At 70.4% G+C, this 23,298-nt stretch carries 22 protein-coding genes and 1 pseudogene; 13 read left to right on the top strand and 10 right to left on the bottom strand.

Annotation, left to right across the window (positions count from 1 at the left end; translation table 11 throughout):
- Positions 1 to 13: 13 nt before the first annotated feature.
- The 4 genes from mmsA (at position 14) to AB0N31_RS09055 (ending at position 5,861) form a co-directional block, all read left to right on the top strand.
- Positions 14 to 1,564 (top strand): multiple monosaccharide ABC transporter ATP-binding protein, encoded by a 1,551-nt coding sequence (gene mmsA / locus AB0N31_RS09070; RefSeq protein ID WP_366057729.1) that lies wholly within the window; start codon positions 14 to 16, stop codon positions 1,562 to 1,564.
- Positions 1,561 to 2,805: a multiple monosaccharide ABC transporter permease gene (mmsB, locus tag AB0N31_RS09065; RefSeq protein ID WP_366057728.1), complete on the top strand. Its 1,245-nt coding sequence runs from the start codon at positions 1,561 to 1,563 to the stop codon at positions 2,803 to 2,805. The genes mmsA and mmsB overlap by 4 nt, the downstream gene beginning before the upstream one ends.
- A 60-nt stretch (positions 2,806 to 2,865) precedes the next feature.
- Positions 2,866 to 4,014 carry an aldose epimerase family protein gene (locus tag AB0N31_RS09060; protein WP_366057727.1) on the top strand — a complete coding sequence of 383 codons (1,149 nt, stop codon included), beginning with the start codon at positions 2,866 to 2,868 and terminating at the stop codon, positions 4,012 to 4,014.
- Positions 4,015 to 4,214: 200 nt separating this feature from the next.
- A complete protein-coding gene (locus tag AB0N31_RS09055) occupies positions 4,215 to 5,861 on the top strand; it encodes a histidinol-phosphate transaminase (protein WP_366057726.1) in 1,647 nt (548 codons plus the stop codon).
- A gap of 28 nt (positions 5,862 to 5,889) precedes the next feature.
- Here AB0N31_RS09055 and AB0N31_RS09050 read toward each other — a convergent pair whose 3' ends face one another.
- Positions 5,890 to 6,861 carry an arabinan endo-1,5-alpha-L-arabinosidase gene (locus AB0N31_RS09050; RefSeq protein ID WP_366057725.1) on the bottom strand — a complete coding sequence of 324 codons (972 nt, stop codon included), beginning with the start codon at positions 6,859 to 6,861 and terminating at the stop codon, positions 5,890 to 5,892.
- 242 nt (positions 6,862 to 7,103) lie between these two features.
- Between AB0N31_RS09050 and AB0N31_RS09045 the strand changes: the two genes are divergently transcribed.
- Positions 7,104 to 7,901, top strand: a complete 798-nt coding sequence (locus AB0N31_RS09045; RefSeq protein ID WP_366057724.1) for an intradiol ring-cleavage dioxygenase — start codon at positions 7,104 to 7,106, stop codon at positions 7,899 to 7,901.
- 140 nt (positions 7,902 to 8,041) lie between these two features.
- Here the strand turns inward: AB0N31_RS09045 and AB0N31_RS09040 are convergent, their stop codons facing one another.
- Both AB0N31_RS09040 and AB0N31_RS09035 read right to left on the bottom strand, forming a co-directional pair.
- Complete coding sequence (locus AB0N31_RS09040) at positions 8,042 to 8,326, bottom strand: hypothetical protein (protein WP_366057723.1); 285 nt, start codon at positions 8,324 to 8,326, stop codon at positions 8,042 to 8,044.
- Between the two features lie 85 nt (positions 8,327 to 8,411).
- Positions 8,412 to 9,116 (bottom strand): SMI1/KNR4 family protein, encoded by a 705-nt coding sequence (locus AB0N31_RS09035; protein ID WP_366057721.1) that lies wholly within the window; start codon positions 9,114 to 9,116, stop codon positions 8,412 to 8,414.
- 138 nt (positions 9,117 to 9,254) lie between these two features.
- On the opposite strand from AB0N31_RS09035, the pseudogene AB0N31_RS09030 reads away from it, so the two are divergent.
- Positions 9,255 to 9,851 (top strand): annotated as a pseudogene (locus tag AB0N31_RS09030) (DUF6058 family natural product biosynthesis protein); the annotation flags it as partial.
- A 103-nt stretch (positions 9,852 to 9,954) separates the two neighbouring features.
- On the opposite strand, the gene AB0N31_RS09025 reads toward AB0N31_RS09030, so the two are convergent.
- A complete protein-coding gene (locus AB0N31_RS09025) occupies positions 9,955 to 10,317 on the bottom strand; it encodes a helix-turn-helix domain-containing protein (RefSeq protein WP_366057720.1) in 363 nt (120 codons plus the stop codon).
- An 87-nt stretch (positions 10,318 to 10,404) separates the two neighbouring features.
- On the opposite strand from AB0N31_RS09025, the gene AB0N31_RS09020 reads away from it, so the two are divergent.
- Positions 10,405 to 11,313, top strand: coding sequence for an NAD(P)-binding domain-containing protein (locus AB0N31_RS09020; RefSeq protein ID WP_366057719.1), 909 nt, complete (start codon positions 10,405 to 10,407; stop codon positions 11,311 to 11,313).
- Between the two features lie 33 nt (positions 11,314 to 11,346).
- Here the strand turns inward: AB0N31_RS09020 and AB0N31_RS09015 are convergent, their stop codons facing one another.
- Positions 11,347 to 11,826, bottom strand: a complete 480-nt coding sequence (locus tag AB0N31_RS09015; RefSeq protein WP_366057718.1) for an ATP-binding protein — start codon at positions 11,824 to 11,826, stop codon at positions 11,347 to 11,349.
- Between the two features lie 127 nt (positions 11,827 to 11,953).
- On the opposite strand from AB0N31_RS09015, the gene AB0N31_RS09010 reads away from it, so the two are divergent.
- Positions 11,954 to 12,796, top strand: coding sequence for a helix-turn-helix transcriptional regulator (locus tag AB0N31_RS09010; protein ID WP_366057788.1), 843 nt, complete (start codon positions 11,954 to 11,956; stop codon positions 12,794 to 12,796).
- Complete coding sequence (locus tag AB0N31_RS09005) at positions 12,793 to 13,035, top strand: DUF397 domain-containing protein (protein ID WP_366057717.1); 243 nt, start codon at positions 12,793 to 12,795, stop codon at positions 13,033 to 13,035. Before AB0N31_RS09010 ends, AB0N31_RS09005 begins: the two co-directional genes overlap by 4 nt.
- 40 nt (positions 13,036 to 13,075) lie before the next feature.
- Here the strand turns inward: AB0N31_RS09005 and AB0N31_RS09000 are convergent, their stop codons facing one another.
- A complete protein-coding gene (locus tag AB0N31_RS09000; protein WP_366057716.1) occupies positions 13,076 to 13,735 on the bottom strand; it encodes a DUF4360 domain-containing protein in 660 nt (219 codons plus the stop codon).
- A gap of 556 nt (positions 13,736 to 14,291) precedes the next feature.
- Between AB0N31_RS09000 and chvE the strand changes: the two genes are divergently transcribed.
- A complete protein-coding gene (chvE, locus tag AB0N31_RS08995; RefSeq protein ID WP_366057715.1) occupies positions 14,292 to 15,374 on the top strand; it encodes a multiple monosaccharide ABC transporter substrate-binding protein in 1,083 nt (360 codons plus the stop codon).
- 62 nt (positions 15,375 to 15,436) lie between these two features.
- Here chvE and AB0N31_RS08990 read toward each other — a convergent pair whose 3' ends face one another.
- From AB0N31_RS08990 to AB0N31_RS08975, 4 genes are read right to left on the bottom strand one after another with little or no spacing between them, the layout of a single operon-like run.
- Positions 15,437 to 16,951, bottom strand: a complete 1,515-nt coding sequence (locus AB0N31_RS08990) for an alpha-N-arabinofuranosidase (RefSeq protein ID WP_366057714.1) — start codon at positions 16,949 to 16,951, stop codon at positions 15,437 to 15,439.
- 41 nt (positions 16,952 to 16,992) lie between these two features.
- Positions 16,993 to 17,877, bottom strand: a complete 885-nt coding sequence (locus AB0N31_RS08985; RefSeq protein ID WP_366057713.1) for a carbohydrate ABC transporter permease — start codon at positions 17,875 to 17,877, stop codon at positions 16,993 to 16,995.
- Positions 17,874 to 18,815, bottom strand: a complete 942-nt coding sequence (locus AB0N31_RS08980; protein WP_366057712.1) for a sugar ABC transporter permease — start codon at positions 18,813 to 18,815, stop codon at positions 17,874 to 17,876. Before AB0N31_RS08980 ends, AB0N31_RS08985 begins: the two co-directional genes overlap by 4 nt.
- A complete protein-coding gene (locus AB0N31_RS08975) occupies positions 18,812 to 20,170 on the bottom strand; it encodes an extracellular solute-binding protein (RefSeq protein WP_366057711.1) in 1,359 nt (452 codons plus the stop codon). The genes AB0N31_RS08980 and AB0N31_RS08975 overlap by 4 nt, the downstream gene beginning before the upstream one ends.
- 322 nt (positions 20,171 to 20,492) lie before the next feature.
- On the opposite strand from AB0N31_RS08975, the gene AB0N31_RS08970 reads away from it, so the two are divergent.
- The 3 genes from AB0N31_RS08970 to AB0N31_RS08960 all read left to right on the top strand — a co-directional run bounded on the left by AB0N31_RS08970 (position 20,493) and on the right by AB0N31_RS08960 (position 23,291).
- The gene (locus AB0N31_RS08970) at positions 20,493 to 21,101 is read left to right on the top strand and encodes a toxin-antitoxin system, toxin component family protein (protein WP_366057710.1); all 609 of its coding nucleotides are present in this window, start codon (positions 20,493 to 20,495) and stop codon (positions 21,099 to 21,101) included.
- Positions 21,102 to 21,145: 44 nt separating this feature from the next.
- Positions 21,146 to 22,438 (top strand): MAB_1171c family putative transporter, encoded by a 1,293-nt coding sequence (locus AB0N31_RS08965; RefSeq protein ID WP_366057787.1) that lies wholly within the window; start codon positions 21,146 to 21,148, stop codon positions 22,436 to 22,438.
- 343 nt (positions 22,439 to 22,781) lie between these two features.
- Positions 22,782 to 23,291: a toxin gene (locus AB0N31_RS08960; RefSeq protein WP_366057709.1), complete on the top strand. Its 510-nt coding sequence runs from the start codon at positions 22,782 to 22,784 to the stop codon at positions 23,289 to 23,291.
- Positions 23,292 to 23,298 lie beyond the last annotated feature (7 nt).

Here is a 23,298-nt window from a genome sequence, read left to right as displayed (position 1 = left end):
GGAAGGCACGACCATGGCGGGACCCGTCCTGGAAATGCGCTCGATCGTCAAGACCTTTCCCGGTGTCAAGGCGCTGTCGGACGTCTCACTGACCGTCCGTCAGGGCGAGGTCCACGCCATCTGCGGGGAGAACGGCGCCGGCAAGTCCACCTTGATGAAGGTGCTCTCCGGCGTCCATCCGCACGGAAGTTACGAGGGCGAGATCCTCTTCGAAGGAGAGGTCTGCCACTTCAAGGACATCAGGGCGAGCGAGCAGCACGGCATCGTGATCATCCACCAGGAGCTGGCGCTGGTGCCGTTCCTGTCGCTGGCGGAGAACATCTTCCTCGGCAACGAGCACGCCAAGCGCGGGCTGATCGACTGGAACCAGACCCTGCGGCACGCCTCCGAGCTGCTGCGCCGGGTCGGTCTGAACGATCACCCCGAGACCCGCGTCGCCGACATCGGCGTGGGCAAGCAACAGCTGGTGGAGATCGCGAAGGCGCTGTCGAAGGAGGTGAAGCTGCTCATCCTCGACGAGCCGACCGCGGCTCTCAACGACGAGGACAGCGGCAAACTCCTCGACCTGATCCTGGAGTTGAAGAATCAGGGCATCACCTCGATCATCATCTCCCACAAGCTGAACGAGATCCGCAAGGTCGCCGACTCGGTGACGATCATCCGCGACGGGCGGTCCATCGAGACCCTCGACGTGAAGGCCGCGGACACCACCGAGGACCGGATCATCTCCGGGATGGTGGGCCGCGACCTGGACCACCGCTTCCCCGAGCGGACCCCGCACGAGGCCGAGCAGGGCGCGGCCCCGGCCCTGGAGATCCGCAACTGGACCGTGCACCACCCGATCGACCAGCAGCGCAAGGTGGTCGACGACGTGTCGATCCACGTGCGGCGCGGGGAGATCGTCGGCATCGCGGGCCTGATGGGCGCCGGCCGCACCGAACTCGCGATGAGCGTCTTCGGGCGGACGTACGGCCGGCACGCCGCCGGCACGGTCCTCAAGGACGGCGAGGAGATCCGCACCAAGACCGTCCCCGAGGCGGTCAAGCACGGGATCGCGTACGTCACCGAGGACCGCAAGCACTACGGCCTCAACCTCATCGACACCATCAACCGCAACATCTCGCTCAGCGCGCTGGGCAAGGTCGCCAAGCGCGGTGTGGTCGACGAGCACGAGGAGCGGCAGGTCGCCGAGCGGTACCGCAAGTCCATGAACATCAAGGCGCCGACCGTCTTCGAGCCGGTGGGCAAGCTGTCGGGCGGCAACCAGCAGAAGGTCGTCCTCAGCAAGTGGATCTTCGCGGGTCCCGACGTGCTGATCCTGGACGAGCCCACGCGCGGCATCGACGTGGGCGCCAAGTACGAGATCTACACGGTCATCGACAAGCTGGCCGCCGAGGGCAAGGCGGTCGTCTTCATCTCCTCCGAGCTGCCGGAGCTGCTCGGCATGTGCGACCGCATCTACACGATGGCCGCGGGGCGGCTGACGGGTGAGTTCCCGCGGGCCGAGGCTACGCAGGAATCGCTGATGCGTCAGATGACGAAGGACAAAGAGGTAACCCGATGAGCACGGATGTGACCGCCAAGAGCCCGGCCCCCGCGCCGCCCGGCAAGAGCGGGGGCGCGGCGGGCGGGGGCCTGCTCCAGCTGGTGCTGGACGGCATGCGCCGCAACATGCGGCAGTACGGCATGCTGATCGCCCTCGGCCTGATCGTGGCGCTGTTCGCGGTGTGGACCGACGGCGACCTGCTGCTGCCGCGCAACGTCTCCAACCTGGTGCTGCAGAACAGCTACATCCTGATCCTCGCGATCGGCATGATGCTCGTCATCATCGCGGGCCACATCGACCTGTCGGTCGGCTCGCTGACCGCGTTCGTCGGCGCCTTCGCGGCCGTACTGACGGTGCAGCACGACGTCTCCTGGCCCGTCGCCGTGGTGCTGTGCCTGGTCGTGGGCGCCGTGGCGGGCTCGGTCCAGGGCTTCTTCATCGCCTACCTCGGCATACCGTCGTTCATCGTCACCCTCGCCGGGATGCTGACCTTCCGCGGTGTCACGGAGATCCTGCTGGAGGGGCAGACCCTCGGCCCGTTCCCGCAGGGTCTGCAGAAGATCGGCAACGGGTTCCTGCCGGAGACCGGCCCCGAGACCAACTACCACAACCTCACCCTGCTGCTGGGCATCGTCCTGATCGCGTTCGTGGTCCTCCAGGAGATCCGGGACCGCAAGCGCCAGCAGGAGTTCTCGCTGGAGATCCTGCCGCGCAACATCTTCCTGCTGAAGCTCGTCGCGATCGTCTCCGCGCTGCTCGTCGTGACCCTGCTGCTCGCCAGCTACAAGGGCGCGCCGATCGTGCTGATCATCCTGGGCCTGCTGGTGGTCGGCTACGGCTACGTGATGCGCAACTCGATCTTCGGCCGGCACATCTACGCGATCGGCGGCAACCTGCCGGCCGCGAAGCTGTCCGGCGTCAAGGACAAGAAGGTCACCTTCTACGTCTTCCTGAACATGGGCGTGCTCGCGGCCCTGGCGGGTCTGGTGGTCGCCGCCCGCCTCAACGCGGCCTCTCCGAAGGCGGGCCTGAACTACGAACTCGAGGCCATCGCCTCGGCGTTCATCGGTGGCGCGTCCATGAGCGGCGGTGTCGGAACCGTCCTCGGCGCGATCATCGGCGGTCTCGTCCTCGGCGTGCTGAACAACGGCATGAACCTCCTGAGCGTCGGCACCGACTGGCAACAGGTCATCAAGGGCCTCGCCCTGCTGGCCGCGGTCGGGTTCGACGTGTGGAACAAGCGCAAGTCCGGTTCGTAAGTCAGTTTCGGGCCCCGTCGGAGCAGCCGGCGGGGCCCGCCCTTATCAAGGGAGCCGCACATGGAACTGAACCGACGCACGGTCATCGCGGGAGCCGCGGCCGCGGGCATCGCCGCGAGCACACTCGGCGGAACGGCACACGCCACCGGCGGCAGGACGCCGGTGCGGAAGCCGTTCGGCACGCTCGCCGACGGCACCAAGGTGCACAGCTGGTCCCTGTCCAACGGCGGCACGCGCCTGAAGGTCCTCTCCTACGGCGGCATCGTCCAGTCGCTGGAGATCCCCGACCGGCACGGCCGCCACGCGAACGTCTCCCTCGGCTTCGACAACATCGAGGACTACGTCGCCAAGTCGCCGTACTTCGGCGCGCTGATCGGCCGCTTCGGCAACCGGATCGGCAAGGGCCGGTTCACACTGGACGGCAAGCCCTACCAGATCGACGTCAACGACGGCGAGAACACCCTGCACGGCGGCTCCCAGGGCTTCGACAAGCGGGTGTGGGACGTCGAGCCGTTCACCAAGGGCTCGGACGTCGGCCTGCACCTGTACTACACGAGCGTCGACGGGGAGATGGGCTACCCCGGCACGCTCCGGGTGAAGGTCACCTACACCCTCACCCGGCACGGCGACTGGCGCATCGACTACGAGGCCACCACCGACAAGGCCACCGTCGTCAACCTGACCAGCCACGTCTACTGGAACCTCGCCGGCGAGGACAGCGGCTCGATCTACGACCACGAGCTGAAGATCGCCGGCTCCCGCTACACGCCCGTCGACTCGGGGCTGATCCCCACCGGCGAGCTGGCGAGGGTGGCCGGCACCCCCTTCGACTTCCGCCGCGCCAAGGCCGTGGGCGAGGACATCCGCGTCGCCCACCAGCAGCTGCTGTACGGCCAGGGCTTCGACCACAACTGGGTCCTCGACAAGGGGATCACGGCCGCTCCCGTGCCGGTGGCCACCCTGCGCGACCCGTCCTCGGGCCGCACGATGACGATCTCCACCACCGAGCCCGGTCTCCAGTTCTACTCGGGCAACTTCCTCGACGGCACGCTCGTCGGCAGCGGCGGCACCGTCCACCGCCAGGGCGACGCGCTCTGCCTGGAGACGCAGCACTTCCCCGACTCGCCGAACAAGCCGTCGTTCCCCTCGACGGTGCTGCGCCCCGGGCAGACGTACCGCACGACGACGGTCCACTCGTTCGACCGCTGACACCCCCGTCGCCGGCGGTCCGCCCCCGACCGGTGACCGCGCCCTCACAGCCGGCGCACGACTTCTCACCGATTCCCCGACGGTTGAACAGCGCCACCGCAGTATCCGTATGGAGAGGTGGCCCGCGCTCCCCCGCGCGGGCCACCCACATGACGACGGACCCGGTCGTCCCCGCCGGGTCCGCCCCATACGGAGGTTCCATGGCCGACAACGTCACCTCGTTGTTCCGCAGCACCGCCGCGCACAGCCCGTCGATGGCGGCGCTGACGCGGGAGGGTGGCGACGGGGGCGGCCCGGTGGACTTCTGCATCCCCTGCAACCCGTACTTCCCCACGCCGCAGATGTTCGACGACATGTCGGCGCGGCTGCGGGACATCATCACGTACTACCCGAGCAGCGCCGACACGATCACCGCCGAGCTGTGCAGCCTGCTCCAGCTCCCGCCGCAGGCCGTCGCGATGGGCAACGGCTCCACCGAGCTGATCACCTGGATCGACCACCTGCTGGTGCGCGAGTCCCTCGCCGTCCCCGTCCCGACCTTCGGCCGCTGGACCGACCAGCCCATGGAGACCGGCAAGCGGGTCGACATGTTCCCGCTCCAGGAGTCCAGCGGCTTCGCCCTGGACCTCGCGCAGTACGCCGAGTTCATCCGCGCGCGCGGCACCCGCGTCGCCGTCATCTGCAACCCCAACAACCCCGACGGCGGGTTCCTGCACAAGCACGCCATCGTGCAGTTCATGGACGCGATGGCCGACCTGGACCTGATCGTCATCGACGAGTCGTTCCTGGAGTTCGCCGACGCGGAGAGCGAACCCTCGGTGGTCCAGGAGGCGATGCTCCGCACGAACGTCATCGTCCTGCGCAGCCTCGGCAAGAACTTCGGCCTGCACGGCATCCGCTTCGGCTACCTCGTCGCCAACCCGGCCCTGGCCGGCCGCGTCCGCTCCATGCTGCCCAAGTGGAACCTCAACTCCTTCGCCGAACACGTGGTGTTCATGCTGAAGGAGCACGGCCACGAGTACGCGCAGAGCCTGATGCAGGTACGCAGCGACCGCCTCGACATGGCCGGCCAGCTCTCCGCGCTGCCCGGTCTGACCGTCTACCCCTCCCAGGGGAACTTCCTCTTCGTCCGCCTTCCCGTGGGCGCCGAGGGGACGGTCGTGCGCGACCGGCTGCTCACCGAGCACCGGATCCTGGTCCGCGAGTGCGGCAACAAGATCGGTTCCTCCAGTCGCTTCCTGCGGCTCGTGGTGCGCCCCCAGGTGGACGTGCGTCGCCTGGTGTCCGGCCTGGAACAGGTGCTCTACGGGACCAGGAGGGGAACCGCCGTACCCGAGCCGGGCAACGGAAGCGGCTACAGCTCGGGTACGGCGGCGGTGGACCGGCTGGTGGGAGCGACGAACGGGGCGGGCGTGCAGGGGCTCGCGGCGCAGGCGCAGGCGTTGGGGAGCGGGGCGCCGATGCCCATGCCGGCGGCCGCGCCCGCTGCGCAGATGCCGGTGCCGGCGGCGGCGCAGGTGTTCCCGCAGTCGGTTCCGGCGCCGGCGCCGATGCCCGCGCCCATGCCCGCACCCGTGCCCGTGCCCGCGGCGGCCGCGGCGGCCTCCATGGCACCGGTGCCGCCGCCGACGCAGGCTCCGGCGCCCATGGCCGCGCCCCTGCCCACCGCGCCGGCCGCCGGGCCGATGGGCGGCCCCGGTGGGCCGACCCCGCCGGGGGTGCCGGCCCGCGGCGGCCTGACGGCCGCGCAGGTGCGGGGCACGAACGGATTGTCGCCCGCGGCGACGACGGGGTGGCCGAACGCCCAGAGCTGGCCCAGCCCGGCCGGAATGGGCCAGGCGGGCTGACCCGGCCCTCGGTTCTCCCCTCACCGGGTCAGTAGGCGACGGGCCATCCGCTGCTCCAGTTCAGGAGGTTGACGCCGAGTTTCGGGGTGCCGTTGTCGTTGCCGTCGTAGTAGTGGTAGACGATCAGGTCGCCGTCGGTGTCCTTCATGATCGACTGACCGCCGGGGCCGATGTAGCGTCCGTGCGACTCCAGGACCGGTGTGCCGCCGTTGTTCATGAGCGCGACGCCGTTCTTGTCGTGGTACGGCCCGGTGACGCTGGTGGCGCGGCCGACCTTGACCTTGTAGGTGGAGGCGGTGCCGGCGCAGCAGGTGTCGTAGGAGGCGAAGAGGTAGTAGTAGCCGTTGCGCTTGACGATGTACGGCGCCTCGACGGCCTTGGTCCCGGTCGGGCGGGAGGCGAGGGAGTAGCGGGTGGTGTTGCCCGGCAGCTGCTTCCCCGTGGCGGGGTTGATCTGGATCATCTTCAGGCCCGTCCACCAACTGCCGAAGGAAAGCCACCACTTGCCGTCGTCGTCGACGAGGAGGTTGGGGTCGATGGCGTTGTGGTCGCTGGAGGTGGTGGAGGTGTACACGGTTCCGTAGTCGCTCCAGGAGCCGGGCAGTCCGGTGGTCGAGCCGGCCAGGCCGATGGCGGACTTGTTGGAGCCGAAGGTGGAGACGGCGTAGTACATCAGGTACTTGCCGCCCTGGTAGGAGATGTCGGGCGCCCAGGCCTCGGTCGCCCCGTACGAGGACCACCAGCTCGGCTTCACGGCGAAGGCGTCGCCGCCCGCGCCGAAGGCGATGCGGTCGGTGGAGGTGCGGTGGGACAGGCCGCCGCCGGTGGCGTAGAGGAGGTAGCGGCCGGCGGAGGTGCGGATCATCGTCGGATCGTGGACGACCGTGGACCCGGTGACCGTACCGGGATCGGGGTAGGCGGAGGCGGTGGTGGGGGTCAGGGCGAGCATCACTGCGGCCGGGACGGCCAGCAGCGTGGCCCTGCGGGGGATGCGGCTCATGCGGACGCTCCTTCGGTGGGGGTACACCGTCCGGGATGTCGAACGGCAGTCGCGTCGTCGGACGGGACCGTAGAATCGAACCCCTTGCGCGTCAATGGTCCGCGCGGTCGCCGAAACCCTCGCGAAAACCGCCGCGCCGCCACGGGTCCGGTGATCCCCTTGTCCGGCAAGCAACTTGACTACTCGTCACTTTGCCCAACCGACAGCTCCCCGACAGGAACGCTCCCTACGGTGCCGTGCCCATGACAGACACCTCGGGTACACCCCATCACCCCGTCGGGCGCCGGACCGTGCTGATCGCCACCGGCGCCACCGCGGCCACCCTGGCCGTGGGCGCGGCCGCCGCCCCCGGAGCGCCGGCCGCGCCGGACACCGCCCCCGTGGCCGCGGTGGCCGCGCCGGACACCGCCCCCGTGGCCGCGGCGGCCGTGTGCACCCTCACGAAGGAGATGACCGAAGGGCCCTACCACCTCGACGGACAGTACGTCCGCGCCGACATCACCGAAGGCAAGGCGGGCATCCCGCTGAAGCTGGCCCTCACCGTCGTCGACGACGACACCTGCGTGCCGCTCGCGGGCGCCCTGGTCGAGCTGTGGCACGCCGACGCGCTCGGCGAGTACTCCGGCTTCGTCGGCAACAACGGCCACGACGAGCCCGACGACGGCACCTTCCTGCGCGGCGGCGTGCTCACCGACGCCCGCGGCGTCGCCGCCGTCACGACCGTCTACCCGGGCTGGTACCGGGGCCGCTGCGTCCACATCCACGTCAAGGTCCACACGAACGTCACCGTGACCCCGGACGGCCACTTCACCGGCGGCCAGGAGATCCACACCGGCCAGCTCTTCTTCGACGAGACGGTCACGGCCTCGGTCGCGCGCGTCTCGCCGTACTCGACGAACAAGGTCACCCGCACCACCCTCGCCCAGGACTCCATCTACGACGAGGGAGGCGCCGCCTCGGGCCTGCTCACCCTCACCGCCCTGGGCAGCACCCCCGCCGCGGGCTACACGGGAACCCTCACCCTGGGCGTCGAACGCTGACCTCCGCGCCGGGCGTCACCGCGGCCGCGGTGGCGCCCGGTCGACCCGCACCGTTCCGGGACTTGCGAGATCGCTTCCCGTGCGACGGGTAACCGTTTTTCGACACCGGTTAGGCCACCGGCGCACCAGCCTGTCCTCGGTCACCGGCCATGCTTCACCCTCCTCGCCGGAGCCGTGGCGCTCGGCTGCGGCAGCGGCCACGGGCCGGAGCCGTCCGGTCCGCCGGCGAACGTCCGCCCCACGACCGCCGCGCCGGCGTCGTCGGCGGCCGGCCCGCGCCCCATGGCCGCGTCCAGACCCGTGCGCGTGCGGATCCCCTCCGCGGGCGTCGGCACCCAGCCCGTACCGGCGCTGGGGCCGACCGCCGACGGCGCGATCGAGGTGCCCTCGGTCGCCCAGGCGGACCGCATCGGCTGGTACGACAAGGGCGTGACACCCGGAGAGACCGGCCCCGCCGTCCTCGTCGGTCACTTCGACACCGCCAGGGGTCCGGCCGTCATGAAGAACGTCTCACGGGTCGAGGCCGGCGACACCATCAGCGTCTCCCGGGCCGACGGCACCACCGAGCTGCCGCTCGGTGCGCTCGAGCCAGCTTCGGTACCACCGGGCGAAGTCGTGTCCGGTCGGCTCGATCCCCCGGTCCATCGGTCGCAGGTCCTCCCAGACGGCACCCCGGTGCGGGCCGGTCATGACCAGCAGCGACGTGTAGCCGCAGCCCTGCTCGCCGAGGAACACCGCGCCCGCCTCCTGGGCGTCGTACAGCTCCTCGTAGCGCGCGTCCCAGGCCGCGTGCGCGCGGCGGAACGCCTCGTCGGTCGTGAAGGCGTCCCTCTCGGGCTCCTGTGTGTCGAGCGCGTCCAGCTCGCTCTGCAGCGCCTCGGCCACGAAGGGCCGTCCGGCGAACTCGGCGGTGGTCGGCTGCCCCCGGTAGGCGAGCCCGACGCCGAGCCACTGCCACCCGCCGTCGTTCAGGACCGGTGTCATCAGGCCGTAGTGGGGGCCGGCTCCCCCTGCCCCGACATGGAGCAGGAAACCGCGGTACTGCGCGGGCAGCGCGACGCCCAGGTCCGCCTCCAGCGACCGGAGTTGCTCCTCGTCCATGACCGGGCCGAGGCGAAAGCCGTGCCCCCGCGCCCCGAAGACCTCACCCGCTCGGGGGTGTTCGGCGAGCCGAAGCACCCGCTCCCGCACTCCCGCCCACGTGTACTCGCTCATGGGCCCACGTTAGAGAGACGCGCACCGCAGCGGCACGGGGTTTTCCGTCGACGGTTCGGTGAGTGCCGAACCGTCCGGCCCGTAGCGTCCGAAGTCCTGCGCGGGAGAGGCCCGCGCCGATGACGCCGGAGGCCCACCGTGCCGGAGACGGACCTGAAGCAGCAGCTCGCCGAGCGGTTCCGGGAGGTCAACGGCGACCATCCGATGACCGGTGCGGACGACGCGTACGTCAGCGCGCAGTTCGTCGCCCTGGAGAAACTGTGCGCGGTCCACGGCCGCGAAGCCGATGCGGTCCGCCGGCTGATGCTGGAGCGGCGTCTGCCGCTTCCGGGATATCTGCGCTCCGACGGTGCCGAGATGGTGCCGGCCGACCTGTTCGCCCTCGCCGACGAGGCCGGCGGCGTGGACCTGCTCGAAGCGTGGTTCACCGCCCACTGGGCCGACCCGGTCACCGGGAAGGCGGAGTGGGACGCGTATCTCAGCGGACAGTACGTCTGTCTGCGCTCGGTGACCCCGGCCACCATCCAGCGCAAGGACCACCTGACCGCCGCGATCGATGCCGCCGTGAACGAGCCGAACGCCGGTTCAGTGCAGTGGTCCGGGCGGCTGCACGCCCTGGTCGACGAACTCGACACCCTGGAACCGGCGTTCACGGCCTACGACCGTCTCCGGTTCGGCGGGCCCACGTCCCGGGACACCTGCGTCGACGCCGTGCGCGCCCGTTTCCCGCGTCCGTGGCCCGGGGCCGCGGACGGTGGGCCGGTGCCCTGCGGCCTGCAGGCACCGCCCGTCACAGGCTTCCCAGGCCGGCAGGCGGACCGAACGGAACTGCCTGACACTACGGGACCTCGGCTGTCGCCACCTCGAAGCCCTCGCGGCGTATCCGTTCCCTTCCCCAGGCGTAGAGCGGGCCGATCGCCTCGTTGAGCGTGCGTCCGTGTTCGGTCAGGGAGTACTCCACGCGTGGTGGGACCTCTGCGTAGACCTTCCGGTGGACGAGGCCGTCCTCCTCCATCTCCCGCAGGTGCTGGGTCAGCATCTTCTCGCTCACCCCGGCCAGCCCCCGGCGCAACTCGGCGAAGCGGCGAACGCCGTGGGTGTCGAGCTCCCACAGGATCAGCCCCTTCCACTTGCCGCTCACCACGTCGAGCGCGGCGTCGATGCCGCAGAGGTACGGCCCGCGTCTGGGCGCCTTGGCCATCGCCGCTCCCCTCCCTTACTGAAAGGTAAGTACCGCAGAAAATAGTGGGTACTTCCGAGCCTAGTGGCGCTGTCCGAGCATGGAGCGGTGAACGGACAACAGCACCGCCCCACCAGCCAGAACAGCCCTGTCACCGTGATCGGGCTCGGCCCGATGGGCCGGGCCATGACCCGCGCGCTCCTCACCGCCGGCCACCCCGTCACCGTCTGGAACCGCACCGCCGCCCGGGCCGACGGCGTCGTCGCCGACGGGGCGACGCTCGCGGCCACCCCCGGCGAGGCGGTCGAGGCGAGCGGCCTCGTGATCCTCAGTCTCACCGACTACGGGGCGATGTACGACATCCTCGACGGCGCCACCGCGGCACTCGCCGGCCGCACGCTGGTCAACCTCAGCTCGGACACGCCCGACCGCAGCCGCGAGGCGGCGGCCTGGGCGGCGGGCCACGACGCCGCCTTCCTCACCGGCGGCGTCATGGTTCCGGCGCCGATGGTCGGCACGGAGGCGGCCCACGTCTACTACAGCGGCCCCGCCGAGGTGATGGAGAACCACCGGGCGACGTTGGCACGGCTCGGCGCACCCAGGTATCTGGGCGACGATCCGGGCCTCGCCCAGATGATGTACCAGGCCCAGCTCGCGGTGTTCCTGACCACCCTGTCCGCCCTGATGCACGCCACCTCGATGCTCGGCACCGCGGGGATGAAGGCCGCGGAGGCGCTGCCGGAACTGCTCTCCTTCACCGACTCGATCGGCGCCATGCTGAGGGCCGGCGAGAAGAACCCCGGCGTCGCGCTGGACGCCGGAGAGCACCCCGGCGACCTCAGCACCGTCACCATGATGGGCGCGACGTCCGACCACATCGTCGAGACCAGCGCCTCCCTCGGACTCGACCTCGCGCTCCCCCTCGCCGTGCAGGCGCACTACCGGCACGCGATCGAGAACGGCCACGGCGGCGACAACTGGACCCGCATCGTCGACAGCATCCGCGGCCCGCGCTGACGGCACGCGGGCCCGGCCGGTTCTCGACCCCGGTCAGGCGCCCGCCCGCCGTGCGATGCCGAGCCAGCCGGGTACGTCCACCTCCGCGCGGACCGTCTTGCCCGGCGCGGGCGTGCGGTCCACCACCTCCCAGCGGGCGGCGACCGCGTCCACCAGCAGCAGCCCGCGTCCCGCCCCGCCGAGCGGACACGGCGGGCGTACGGCGCCGGGGCCGGGCGGGCGCGGGCCCGTGCGGGTGTCGGTGACCTCGATCCGGACGCTCCCCGGGATCAGGAGGAGCCGCAGCTCGAAGTCCCTTCCCGGTACGCGGCCGTGCGTCACCGCGTTCGCCGCCAGCTCCGCCACGATCACCGCGACCGCGTCGGAGACGTCCGTGCCGTGCGGGATGCCCCAGCGCTCCAGCTGGTGCAGCGCGAGGTGCCTGGCCAGGCGGGCGCCCCTCGGCGTGGCACTGAGCCGCTGTGTGAACACACGTACGGTAACGAGTGGTTGGGGGGTGGGACGTACTGTCATGCCGCCAATGTGACGGGTCCCTCCGGGGGTTCACCAGGTCCGACGCGTGTACGCTGCGCGAGCGTACGCGGTCACGGGGTGGACGGTACTCGTCACGGCGCGTGACCATGGGGTGCGGGAGGTGACCATGGTGGTCGACGGGCAGGTGGGCACGGGCAGCGGCGAGCCGGAGTCGTCGGACAGTCTGCGGACGTTCGGCGCAGTGGTCCAGGCCCTGCGCGAGTTCAACGGGCTGAGCCGGGAGGAGTTCGGCGGGCTGGTGGGCTTCTCCAAGCACACCGTGGCCTCGGTGGAGTTGGGCAGGCGCATGCCGGACGTGGACTTCGTCGAGGCGGCGGAGGGGGCACTGGGAAACACGGGTGCTTTACGGCGAGCGGCGGAGTTCCTGGGGCGGCAGCCGGGTTTGGCGGCATGGTTTCGACGGTGGGCGGCGATGGAGAAGACGGCCATCGCGCTCTATACCTACGAGAGTCGAGTGATCCCGGGACTGCTGCAGACGGAGGCGTACGCACGGGCACTGTTCGATGCGCGGCTTCCACCTCTGGACGACCAGGAGATCGAGATTCAGTGGGCGGCACGGGCGGAACGGCAGAAGCTGCTGCGAAACCGGCCGAACACAGCGTTCACCTTCATCCTGGAGGAGCACCTGTTTCGGCGATGCACGGGCGGGGCGGAAATCACGAGGACGCTCATCGAGCACATGCTGGAGTTGAGCGACCTGCGCAACGTCGAGATTCAGGTCATGCCGACGGTCCGGGAGTCGCATGCGGGTCTCGCAGGCCCTATTCAGTTGCTGGAAACACCGGCGAACAAGTGCTTCGCCTACTGCGAGGGTCAGCGAGGCGGTCTGCTCGTTTCCGACCCGACAGAGGTCAGCATCTTGCACATGCGCTATGCCAGGATGCGTTCACAGGCTCTCTCCATTGAAGACTCCGCGAGCCTGTTGCGGCAGATGCGAGGAGACCTATGAACACGTCCGAACTGGCCTGGTTCAAGAGCAGTTACAGCAGCAGTGGCGACGGCGACTGTGTCGAGGTCGCACTGGACTGGCGCAAGTCCAGCTACAGCAGCAGCGGTTCTGGCGACTGCGTCGAGGTCGCCACCCTTCCCCACCACGTCCACGTCCGTGACTCCAAGGACAAGGACGGCCCCCGACTGGCCCTCTCCCCCGCCGCCTGGGCGGAGTTCGTCGCCCACGCGGGCAGGTGAGCACGGGGGCCGCCCGCGCCCGCACGGGCGGCCCCTCACCTCACTTGCCCGACTTGCCCGGGCACTCCTTCCAGGCCATGTGGTACACCGTGCTGATGTCGCCGTCGGTCGAGTCCATGGTCATGAAGCTGACCTTGCCCGGCGCCGAGGTGCCCGCGTTGACCCGCAGCTCGGTGTTGATGTTGAAGTTGCGCTGGACCCCGCAGGGCGCCCACACGAGCTGCGCCCAGTCGGTGGTGTCGGTCGCCTGCCAGTTGTCGTCGTAGGCGCCGCTGACGGTGTGGTTCTTGTACACCGTGCTGGACGAGCCCTGGAAGTAGTACGAGGCCCGCTGCACGGCGCTCGCGCCGGGCTGGAGCAGGGCGAAGCCCCGGTAGTCCGCGCTGGCGATGGCGTAGGTGAAGCCCTGCGGGACGTGGACGACGAGGTTGAGCTGGCAGTTCTTGCGGAATGCCGTGGGGTCGGAGTTGCCGCCGGCCTGGGCGAGGTAGTCGCTGTAGGTCACGGTGAAGGCGGTGTTGTCCTCGGACACGGCGACGGCCGCGGTGCCGGCCGGGCAGCCGGAGCCGTTCACGGTGGCGACATTGATGACGATCTTGTCCGGGGGCGGGTCGACGAACCCCGAGGACGGGTTGTGCGCGGGAAGCGCGGAGGTGACGAGAGCGGCGACGGCACCGCTCAGAAGGAGCCCACCTGTCATGGTCTCTCCCTGGGTCGAGGGGGGGTGGCTGCGCCCGCCCGCCGCACCAACTCTGTGAATAGTCAATGGAGTTGCTGTGAAGGGCCGGGGCGTTCGCAGCGTAGGGAGCCACCTGGGGCGCGCCCAGGCCGAACTCCGGCCATTCACCTCGAGCCGTTCACACCGGCCCTTCGGCGCGCCTGGAACCCCTTCTTCTCTGTGACCGTTCCTGTTCAAACCGTTGACACTCCGCACGCTCCCTCCTAAGGTCACGCAAACATTCCGACCCTGTGTCGAGATTTCGAACGGCGGAAGGCAAGCACCCTGAGCACCACCGGACTCAGCACCTGTGTGACCGGAATGCCGTAGCGCGGCGGTCGCACGTACCCACAGGTGCACACCGGCAGAGGCGTCACGAGCGTCGACCAGACCCGGATGCCCGGCCACACCGCCGCACGTCTCCCGATCTCACGCCGCGCCCTCTCCCCGCGGTCCGGTCCGTCCAGCGCGCCCGGACCCCGCAGGACGCCTGCGTACCTGGCTCCCTCAACGACGAGAAGAACAAGGAACGATCACCATGCGCACTCGAAGAGCCGCTCTCGGCCTCATCACCGGCGCCTCCCTCGCCCTCACCCTGGCCGCGTGCGGCGAGGAGAGCGCGGCCGGCTCCGGCTCCGAAGGCGGCACCATCGGGATCGCCATGCCGACCCAGTCCTCCGAGCGCTGGCTCACCGACGGCAAGAGCATGGTCAAGGACCTCGAGGCCAAGGGGTACCGGACCAAGCTGGTCTACGGGGACGACGACCCGCAGGCCCAGGTCACACAGATCGCGGACCTGGTCAAGCAGCGCGTCGACGCACTGATCATCGCGGCCATCGACAACAAGTCGCTGACCGGCGTGCTCCAGCAGGCCGCCGACGCCGACATTCCGGTGATCTCCTACGACCGGCTCATCCTCGGCAGCAAGAACGTCGACTACTACGTCTCCTTCGACAACGAGCAGGTCGGCCGGCAGCAGGCCCTCTACATCATCGACCACCTCGGCCTGGAGGACGGCAAGGGCCCGTTCACCATCGAGCTGTTCGCCGGGTCGCCCGACGACAACAACACCAAGTACTTCTACGAGGGGGCGATGTACCTCCTCCAGCCGTACCTGGACGGCAAGCAGCTGGTGGTCCGGTCCGGCGAGACCAAGCTCGACAAGATCACCACGCTGCGCTGGGACGGGACGACCGCGGAGTCGCGCATGAAGCGCATCCTGTCCACGTCGTACAACGGCGAGAGGGTCGACGCGGTCCTGTCGCCGTACGACGGCATCTCCCTGGGCGTCCTGTCCGCGCTCAAGTCGTACGGCTACGGATCCGGCGGCAAGCGCCTGCCCATCGTCACCGGTCAGGACGCCGAACTGGCCTCGGTGCGGTCGATCATCGCGGGTGAGCAGTCGCAGACCGTCTACAAGGACCTCCGCCAACTGGCCACGGTCGCCGCGAACATGGCCGACGACATCCTCAAGGGCAGGACGCCGAGGATCAACAACCGAAGGGGCTACGAGAACGGCGTGAAGCCCGTGCCCGCCTACCTGCTCCAGCCGGCGAGCGTCGACAAGAGCAACTACAGCTCCGTCCTGGCCGGTTACTACACCGCCGACGAGCTGAAGTAGCGGCGGTCACCGGTTCTCCCCGGCCGCCGGGCCGGGGAGACCGTCTCCGGGCCGGTTGGTCCCTAGGCCAGCCGGATCACGTTCCAGGACAGCGGCTCCAGCGTCGCCCGCAGCGTCCCGTCCGTGACCGCCGTACCGTCCACCGCGTGCGGGACGACCCGCTCGGGGTCGTCGAGCGTGTTGCGGGCGTCCGGGTCGGCGTCGGCGAGCGCGCTGTGCTCGACGAGGCGGGAGACCCCGAGGCCGTTCAGGGTCACGTCCAGCGGGAGCGCCCCGGTGCGGCTGCGGTTGACGGCGAAGACGGTCACGGAGCCGTCCTCCGCGCGGACGGCGGTCGCGTGCAGCAGGTACGTCTCGCCGTACTTCTGCGTCTCGTACGTCGGTGAGTCCACCCGGACGTCGAGCACCTCGCCCCGCCCGTACCGCGACGCCTGCGCGAACGGGAAGAACGTCGTCTGGCGCCACGCCGGGCCGTCCGGCTCGGTCATGATCGGCGCGATGACGTTGACCAGCTGGGCCAGGCAGGCGACGGTGACGCGGTCGGCGTGCCGCAGCAGGGCGATCAGGAGGGAGCCGAAGACCACGGCGTCCAGGACGCTGTAGTTGTCCTCCAGCAGGCGGGGGGCCTCGGGCCAGTCGTCCTGCGCGAACGTCGTCGCCTGCTCCTGCCAGCGGGACATGTACCAGACGTTCCACTCGTCGAAGGAGAGGTTGATCCTCTTCTTCGACTTCAGCCGCGCGCCCACGTGGTCGCAGGTCGCCACCACGTTCTCGATGAAGGACTCCATGTCGACGGCGGACGCGAGGAAGGAGTCCACGTCGCCGTCGTGCGGCTCGTAGTAGGCGTGCAGGGAGATGTGGTCGACCAGGTCGTACGTCTCCTGGAGGACCGTCGCCTCCCACTCGGCGAACGTCGGCATCGACTGGCCCGAGCTGCCGCAGGCGACGAGTTCGACGCCGGGGTCCTGCTGGCGCATGGCGCGGGCGGTCTCGGCGGCGATCCGGCCGTACTCCTCGGCCGTCTTGTGGCCGGTCTGCCAGGGGCCGTCCATCTCGTTGCCGAGGCACCACAGCCGGATGCCGAAGGGGTCCTTGTCGCCGTGGGCGGCGCGCAGGTCCGAGAGCGCCGTGCCGGAGGGGTGGTTGGCGTACTCCTGGAGTTCGAGGGCCTCGGCCACGCCGCGGGTGCCGAGGTTGACCGCCATCATGGGCTCGGCCTGCGGGCCGATCTTCCTCAGGAAGGCGATGTACTCGGAGAGGCCGAAGCGGTTGGTCTCCGTCGAGTGCCAGGCCAGGTCCAGGCGCCGGGGGCGGTCCTCGGCCGGGCCGACGGAGTCCTCCCACTTGTAGCCGGAGACGAAGTTGCCGCCGGGATAGCGGATCGTGGTGACGCCGAGTTCGCGGACGAGGTCCAGGACGTCCTGCCGCAGGCCGGCCTCGTCGGCGGTGGCGTGGCCGGGCTCGTGGATTCCGGTGTAGACGCAGCGGCCGAGGTGTTCCACGAAGGAGCCGAAGATACGGGGGTCGACCCGGCCGACGGTGAAGGCGGGGTCGAGGGTGAAGCGGGCGGTGCGCATCGTGTCCTTTCGGAAGGGTTCGGTTTCGTCCGGGGAGGGGTTCACTGGCCCGCGAGTCCGGTGTGCGCGACACCGGCCACGATCTGGCGCTGGAAGAAGACGAAGACGACGATCAGCGGCAGGCCCGCCATGAGGCCGCCGGCCATGAGCTGGGCCCACTGGATGCCGTAGGAGTTCATGACGGTCGCGATGCCGTTCGGCATGGTCATCAGGTCGGGGTTGTTGGTCACCATGTACGGCCACAGGAAGTTGTTCCACGAGGCGATGAAGGTGAAGATGCCGACCGCCGCGAGCGCGGGGCGGGAGAGCGGGACCACGATGGTGAGGAAGACCCGCCAGCGGCCGGCGCCGTCGATGAACGCCGCCTCCTCCAGTTCGCGCGGGACGCCCTGGAAGAACTTGTAGAGGATGTAGACCATCGCGGCGGGCGCGCACTGCGGCAGGATCATGCCCCAGTAGGTGTCGACCATGCCCATCTGCTGGACGGTGGTGAACAGCGGCACGCCGAGGACGGCCGGGGACACCATGAGGCCCGCCATCACCACGCCCATCAGGACGCCCTTGCCGCGGAACTCCGTGCGGGCGAAGCCGTATCCGGCGAGCGCGGCCACCACGAGCACCACGGCCGTCACGCACACCGAGACGACGAGGGAGTTCACGAACCAGTCGGTGATGTTGCCGGTCCCGAAGACGGCCGACCACGCCTGGCCGGTCCAGTCGTCGGGCAGCCAGTGCGGCGGCACCTCGACGGCCTCGGTCTCCGACTTCAGGGAGGTGAACAGCGCCCAGGCCAGCGGCGAGAGGAACACCGCGGAGACGGCCGCGCCGAGCGCGGTGAGCACGATCTGGCCGGGCGACCAGGCCCTGCGGGGCCGGCCCGGCACCGGTGCGGGGGCCGGTGCGGGGGTCTGTGCGGCGGTGGTCATCGGCCGCCCTCCTCACGGTTGCGCAGCAGCCACATCCGCGCGAGGGCGACGGCCGCGACGAGCACGAAGAAGATGACGGAGATCGCGGAGGCGTAGCCCACGCGGTAGCTGGTGAAGCCCTCTTCGAGGGTGTACTGCACGAAGGTGCGGGTCGATCCCTCGGGACCGGTGCCGAAGTCCATCATCACGACCGCCTGGTCGAAGACCTGGAGCGAGGCGAGGACCTGGAGGGCGACGACGAGTCCGGTGATGTGGCGCAGCATCGGCAGCGTGATGTGGACCATGCGGTGCCAGGCGTTCGCCCCGTCCAGCCGGGCGGCCTCGTAGAGGTGGGCGGGGATGCCCTGGAGGGCGGCGAGGTAGAGCAGGAAGCTGAAGCCGACCGTCCACCACAGGGTGCAGACGACGACGGCGAGCAGGGCGTACGACTTGTCGGTCAGCCACGGGGTGTCGATGCCGAGGACGTGGTCGACCATTCCGGTGCCGGGGTTGAACAGCCACTGCCAGAGGTTGGCGGCGACCGTGGACGGCAGCAGGAACGGGGCGAAGAAGCACAGCCGCCACAGCCACTTGGCGCGGTCGATGTGGTGGGCGAGCATCGCGAGGAGGAAGGCGAGGACCGTGATGCAGGGCACGACCAGGAGCGTGAAGTACGCGCTGTGGCCGAGCGATTCCCACACCAGCGGGTCGTCGAGGGCCTCGCGGTAGTTGTCGAGGCCGACGAAGCCCGTGCCGTCGCCGGAGATGTTGGCGTCCGTGAAGCTGAGGTACACGCCGCGCAGCAGCGGCCAGATCACGAAGAGCGCGAAGAGGGCCAGGAAGGGGGCGACGAACCAGCCGCCGTGCTGGAATCCCTGCTTGCGGCGGAGGGTGGCGCTCGCTGCGGCGGTCCTCGCGCGCGCCGGGCGGACGACGGTCCCGGCACCGGTCGTCGTCATGCGGCCGCACCTCCCTGCGCGGCGGTCCTGCCGTCCATGGGGTTCTTCGAGGCGAGGAGTTCGGTGAGCGTGCTCTTCATGCGGCGGGCGGCGGCGGCCGGCTCGGCGGAGCCCGTCGTCGAGGAGACGACGACGGGGCCGACGCGCTGGGCGAGGATGCCGGTGGACCCGGCGAACCACACCTTCGGCTCGGTGGCCTGGTGGTTCATCGCCGTGACGTACTCGTTCTGCGGGCTCAGCTCCCGGTACGCGGCCGTGGAGAGGGTCGGTGTGTAGGCGGGGATGTGTCCGCCGGCCGCCCACTGCCGGGCGTGCTTGACGACGTACGCGGCGAGGCGGTGCGCGGCCGCGTTCGTGGCACCGCCGCGGCCGGACCGGTGCGGCAGGACGAAGGCGTGCGACTCGGCGTGGGTGGCCTGCCTGCCGAAGACGGGCGGCAGCGGGGTGGCGCCGTAGTCGAGCTTCGCGGCGTCGAACACCGGCACCGACCAGTTGCCCTCCCAGGCGAAGGGGGCGCCGTTGACGAACTGTTCGGCGCCCGCGCCCCCGCCGAAACCGGGGTTCGCGTACCCGTCGGTGATGTGCCGGCGCAGGAACTGGAGGACCTGGGTCGCCTTGTCGGTGTCGAAGGTGACCCGGGTGTGGGCGGCGTCGAACCAGGTGCCGCCGAGCTGGGTGTAGAAGGCGACGAAGAACCACCACTGGAAGTTCTGGTCGTTGAGCCACAGGCCGATGGTCTGGAGCCCCTTCTTCGTGGCCCGCTTGGCCTCCTTCAGCACGTCGAACCACTCGTCGGTGGACGTCACGGGCACCATCCGCCCGTCGGCGCCGAGCAGGCCCGCCTTCTTCAGCACGTCCTTGCGGTAGAAGCAGAGCTGGACGTGGATGTCGAGCGGGAGGGCGTAGAGCTCGCCGTCGATGACGCCGCGCTTCCACAGCGCGGGGTTGAAGTCCGCCTCGCGCACGCCGTGCTCGGCGAGCAGGTCGACGTCCCAGGGGTCCAGGAGGCGGCCGGGCGAGAAGCCGGTGACCCGGCCCATGTGCATGACGCCGAGGTCCGGTGCGCGGTTGCCCGCCGCGGCCATGGCGAGCTTGGTGTAGAAGGGGCTGCCCCACTGGAGGGTGGAGTCCTTCACGTCGATGCCGGGGTGGTCCGCGCGGAAGGCGTCCAGCATCGCGATCATGTTGTATCCGTCGCCGCCGCTGAAGAGGTTCCAGTACCGCACCCGGGTGTCGGCGCCGGAGGCGAGCGCGTCGGCTCCGGTGCCGAGCGCCGCGAAGCCGAAGCTGCCCGCGACGGTCAACCCGCCGGCGGCGGACAGAAGTTGCCTGCGACTGAGGCCAGGTCGTCCCATGCCCTGCCCTAACTGTTCGATATTTCGAATTGTGCCCGTAACTTCGAACGGGACCGTAAATTCGATGTGTCCCCGCGTCAATGGTTCTGACAGGACTCACGGCAACCTCCTAGCGTGGAGCTGACAGCGCTTTCTGCCGGGGCGGCGCTTCGGTCCCGCCCTTCGCCCGCTCCGGCTCCGCCGCACGCCCGCCTCGTTCCTGTTCCGCGCCCGTCTCGTTCCCGGCCCGCGCCCGTTCCGCGCCCGGTTCTCCGTGACGGGGACACGTCCCGCCGCGTAGCCTCGGGAGCGGCTGCCGCGGGGCGGTGGGAAAGGGGAGCGGATGGACATCGCGGGCGTGCGCACGACGGCTGCCCGGATCACCTCGACGCTGCGGCGCGCGAGAACCGGCCCCGCCATGCGCCACCTGGCCGGCCAACTGGCCGGCGCACTGCGGGCCCGGCCCCGGACGCCGGCCGGAGTGCGCGAGATCGCCCGCGCGCTGTGCGAGGAGATGGCCGCGCTGCGCGGCGGACGGCCCGTCGAGCTGCGCTTCGAGCGGTTCCCCGACGAGATCGAAGTGACCGGCCTGTGGGTCGAGTTCGAGGACTTCGACCTCGTCATCGTGGAGGAACGCGCCGAGGAGGTACAGCAACTGGTCATCCTCGGACACGAGTTGTGGCACCTGCACGCCGGACACGATCACCACCACACCGCCGGCACGGCGGCCGCCCGCGCCCTCGCCGTACGGCCCGCGTGGCGCGACGTGGCCCTCGCGGTCGCCGCCCGCAACGGCTCCCGCGCCCAGGACGAGTCCCAGGCCGACGACTTCGGCCACCGGCTCGCCGCCACGCTGCGGCCCCTGCTGAACGGCGGCGGCACCGCCCCTCCCCTGGAGCCCGTGCAGCGCTCCCTGGGCTACCGGGGACGCGGGGGCGGTGACCGGCGTTGAGCGACCTGGCCCCCGCGGCGGCACGGCTCACCGAACCGCTGGCCGTGACACCGGCGAGCTTCGTCAACGAGTTCTACCCCTCCTTCTGGTGGATCCCCGCCGGCATCCTCGCGGCCGCCCTGGCGATCAAACTGCCCAGCATCATCCGGCTGTGGACCGACCCGCTGCTGCGCGCGGTCGGCGGCCTGCTGCTGCTCGCCTGCGCGGTGTTCGTGTTCGTCGCGCCGTCGACGATCGCCTGGGTCAACCGGGTCACGGGCGTGCCCAACATCTCCGGGCCCTGGGTGTACTCGCTGCTCACCGCGTTCTGCGGCTCGTGCCTGCTGCTGATCATCACCTGGCGCAACGGCCTGTCCGACCGCTCCGCCCGCACCCGCTCCGCCATGCGCTGGGTCCTGGGCACCTACGCCGCCGTCATCGCCGCGCTGTGGGTGCTGTTCGCCCTCGCCGAGATGCCCGAGGAACGGCTGCGGGACCTCGACACGTACTACGCGAACACGCCGTACGCCCGCGAACTGATCGTGCTCTACCTGCTCGCGCACACCACGGCCACCCTGGTCACCAACGCGCTGATCTGGAACTGGGTGCGCGCCGACGGACTCGACGCCCTGCTGCGCTGGGGACTGAAGTTCCTCGGCGTGGGCTACGCCCTCCAGTTGGTCTTCGACGCGGCCAAGGTGACGGCCGTGGTGAGCCGTTGGGCGGGACGGAACCTGGACTGGCTGAGCACGGCCGTGGCCCCGCCGCTGGCCTGCCTGTCCGCCATCCTGATCGCGGTGGGCTTCATCCTTCCGCACGCCGGCCAGTACCTGCACGACCGCCGGCAGGTCAGGGACGCCGTGCGCGAACTGCGGCCGCTGTACCTGCTGATGAAGACGGTCGTCGGCGGCGGGGTCCCCCGCGTCCTGCGCTCCGCTCCCGAACTGCGCCTGATCCGCCGGGAGACGTTCATCCGCGACGGGCTGCTGTCACTGGCCCGGTTCGTCGACGAGGACCTGCGCCGACGGTCCCACGACGCCGCCCTCGCCCTCGGCTTCCCGCCGGACCGGGCGAAGGCGCTGGCCGCCGCGGTGACCGTGCTGGACGCGGCGGACGCCCGGAGCCGCGGACAGGAGCGCGACACCGCCGGCGAGGCCGACACGACCGACCTGCTGCGGGACATCGGCGCGGTGTCGCGTGCGCTGCGGCAACCGGACGCGGTGCGGGCGGTACGGGAGGCGGCGACGCGGGAGGAGGCCGCGGTGCCGGAGGGGGCCGCCGCCGCGGCGGACGCCGACCGGGCCGGCACCCCGACGGGCGGGGCCCGCCCCGACGCCCCGGCGGGCGGCGCCCGGTGAGGGAGGCCGACGCGGGCGAGGCCGACACGGGTGCGGCCGGGGCCGCGGGGCGGGCGCGGCTTCTCCATCCGGCGTCCACCGGTCCCGCACACCCGTCGACAAAGGCCGGATCTGGCGGGTGCGGGGCGGGCCGACCCGGGTGAGGCACGGGCAGTGAGAGCCGGGCACCGGATCTTTTCGGCCAACGGCCTCGGGACGCCGTACCCCGTTCATCCGTTACAGCCGCTTCCTCCCGGCCGAGTTCGCGCCGAATTCCCCCGCCCGCGCAGGCGGAGGTAGCTGAAACGGCGAAGATCTTGGCATATTGCACGGACCGAAAGCCCGCGCAGCCACGGGGAGAACCGTGCGTACGAACAGGGAGATGCGTCGCCTCGCCGACACCCTCATCGCTCCCATCCGGGTGCCGGTCCCGGCCGAACCCGAGGTCCTGTTCGACGCGGTCGTCGCGGCGGCCGCGCGCTGGCGGGGCCGTGAGATCGTCGTGCACCGGGCGGTGTTCCCGCCGCACACCGCCAGCGGCCTCTGGCTGGAGGGCGAGGACCACGACGACGTCGTCATCGACGAACGGGCCGCCGTCTGGCACCAGATCGTGATCTTCTGCCACGAGGTGTGGCACATGCACCGGCGCCGGGCCGACGCCGTCCCCGGTGCCACTCCGGCCGCCGCCGCCCGCAGCGACTTCACCCTCTCCGACGAGCAGGAGGCCGACCGCTTCGGCATGCTGATGGGCCGTCGGCTGCGCACCTGGCTGGAAGCGTCCGCCGACTCCGTGTACGCCGACCGCGGCGACGACACCCAGGACATCGCCGGACGCATCGGCGCGGCCCTCAACTACCGCGGAACCCGCAGATGAACGGAAC

It is taken from the genome of Streptomyces sp. NPDC051051, assembly GCF_040682975.1.
Taxonomy (GTDB): Bacteria; Actinomycetota; Actinomycetes; order Streptomycetales; family Streptomycetaceae; genus Streptomyces.
This window is presented reverse-complemented; position numbering and strand designations above follow the sequence as displayed.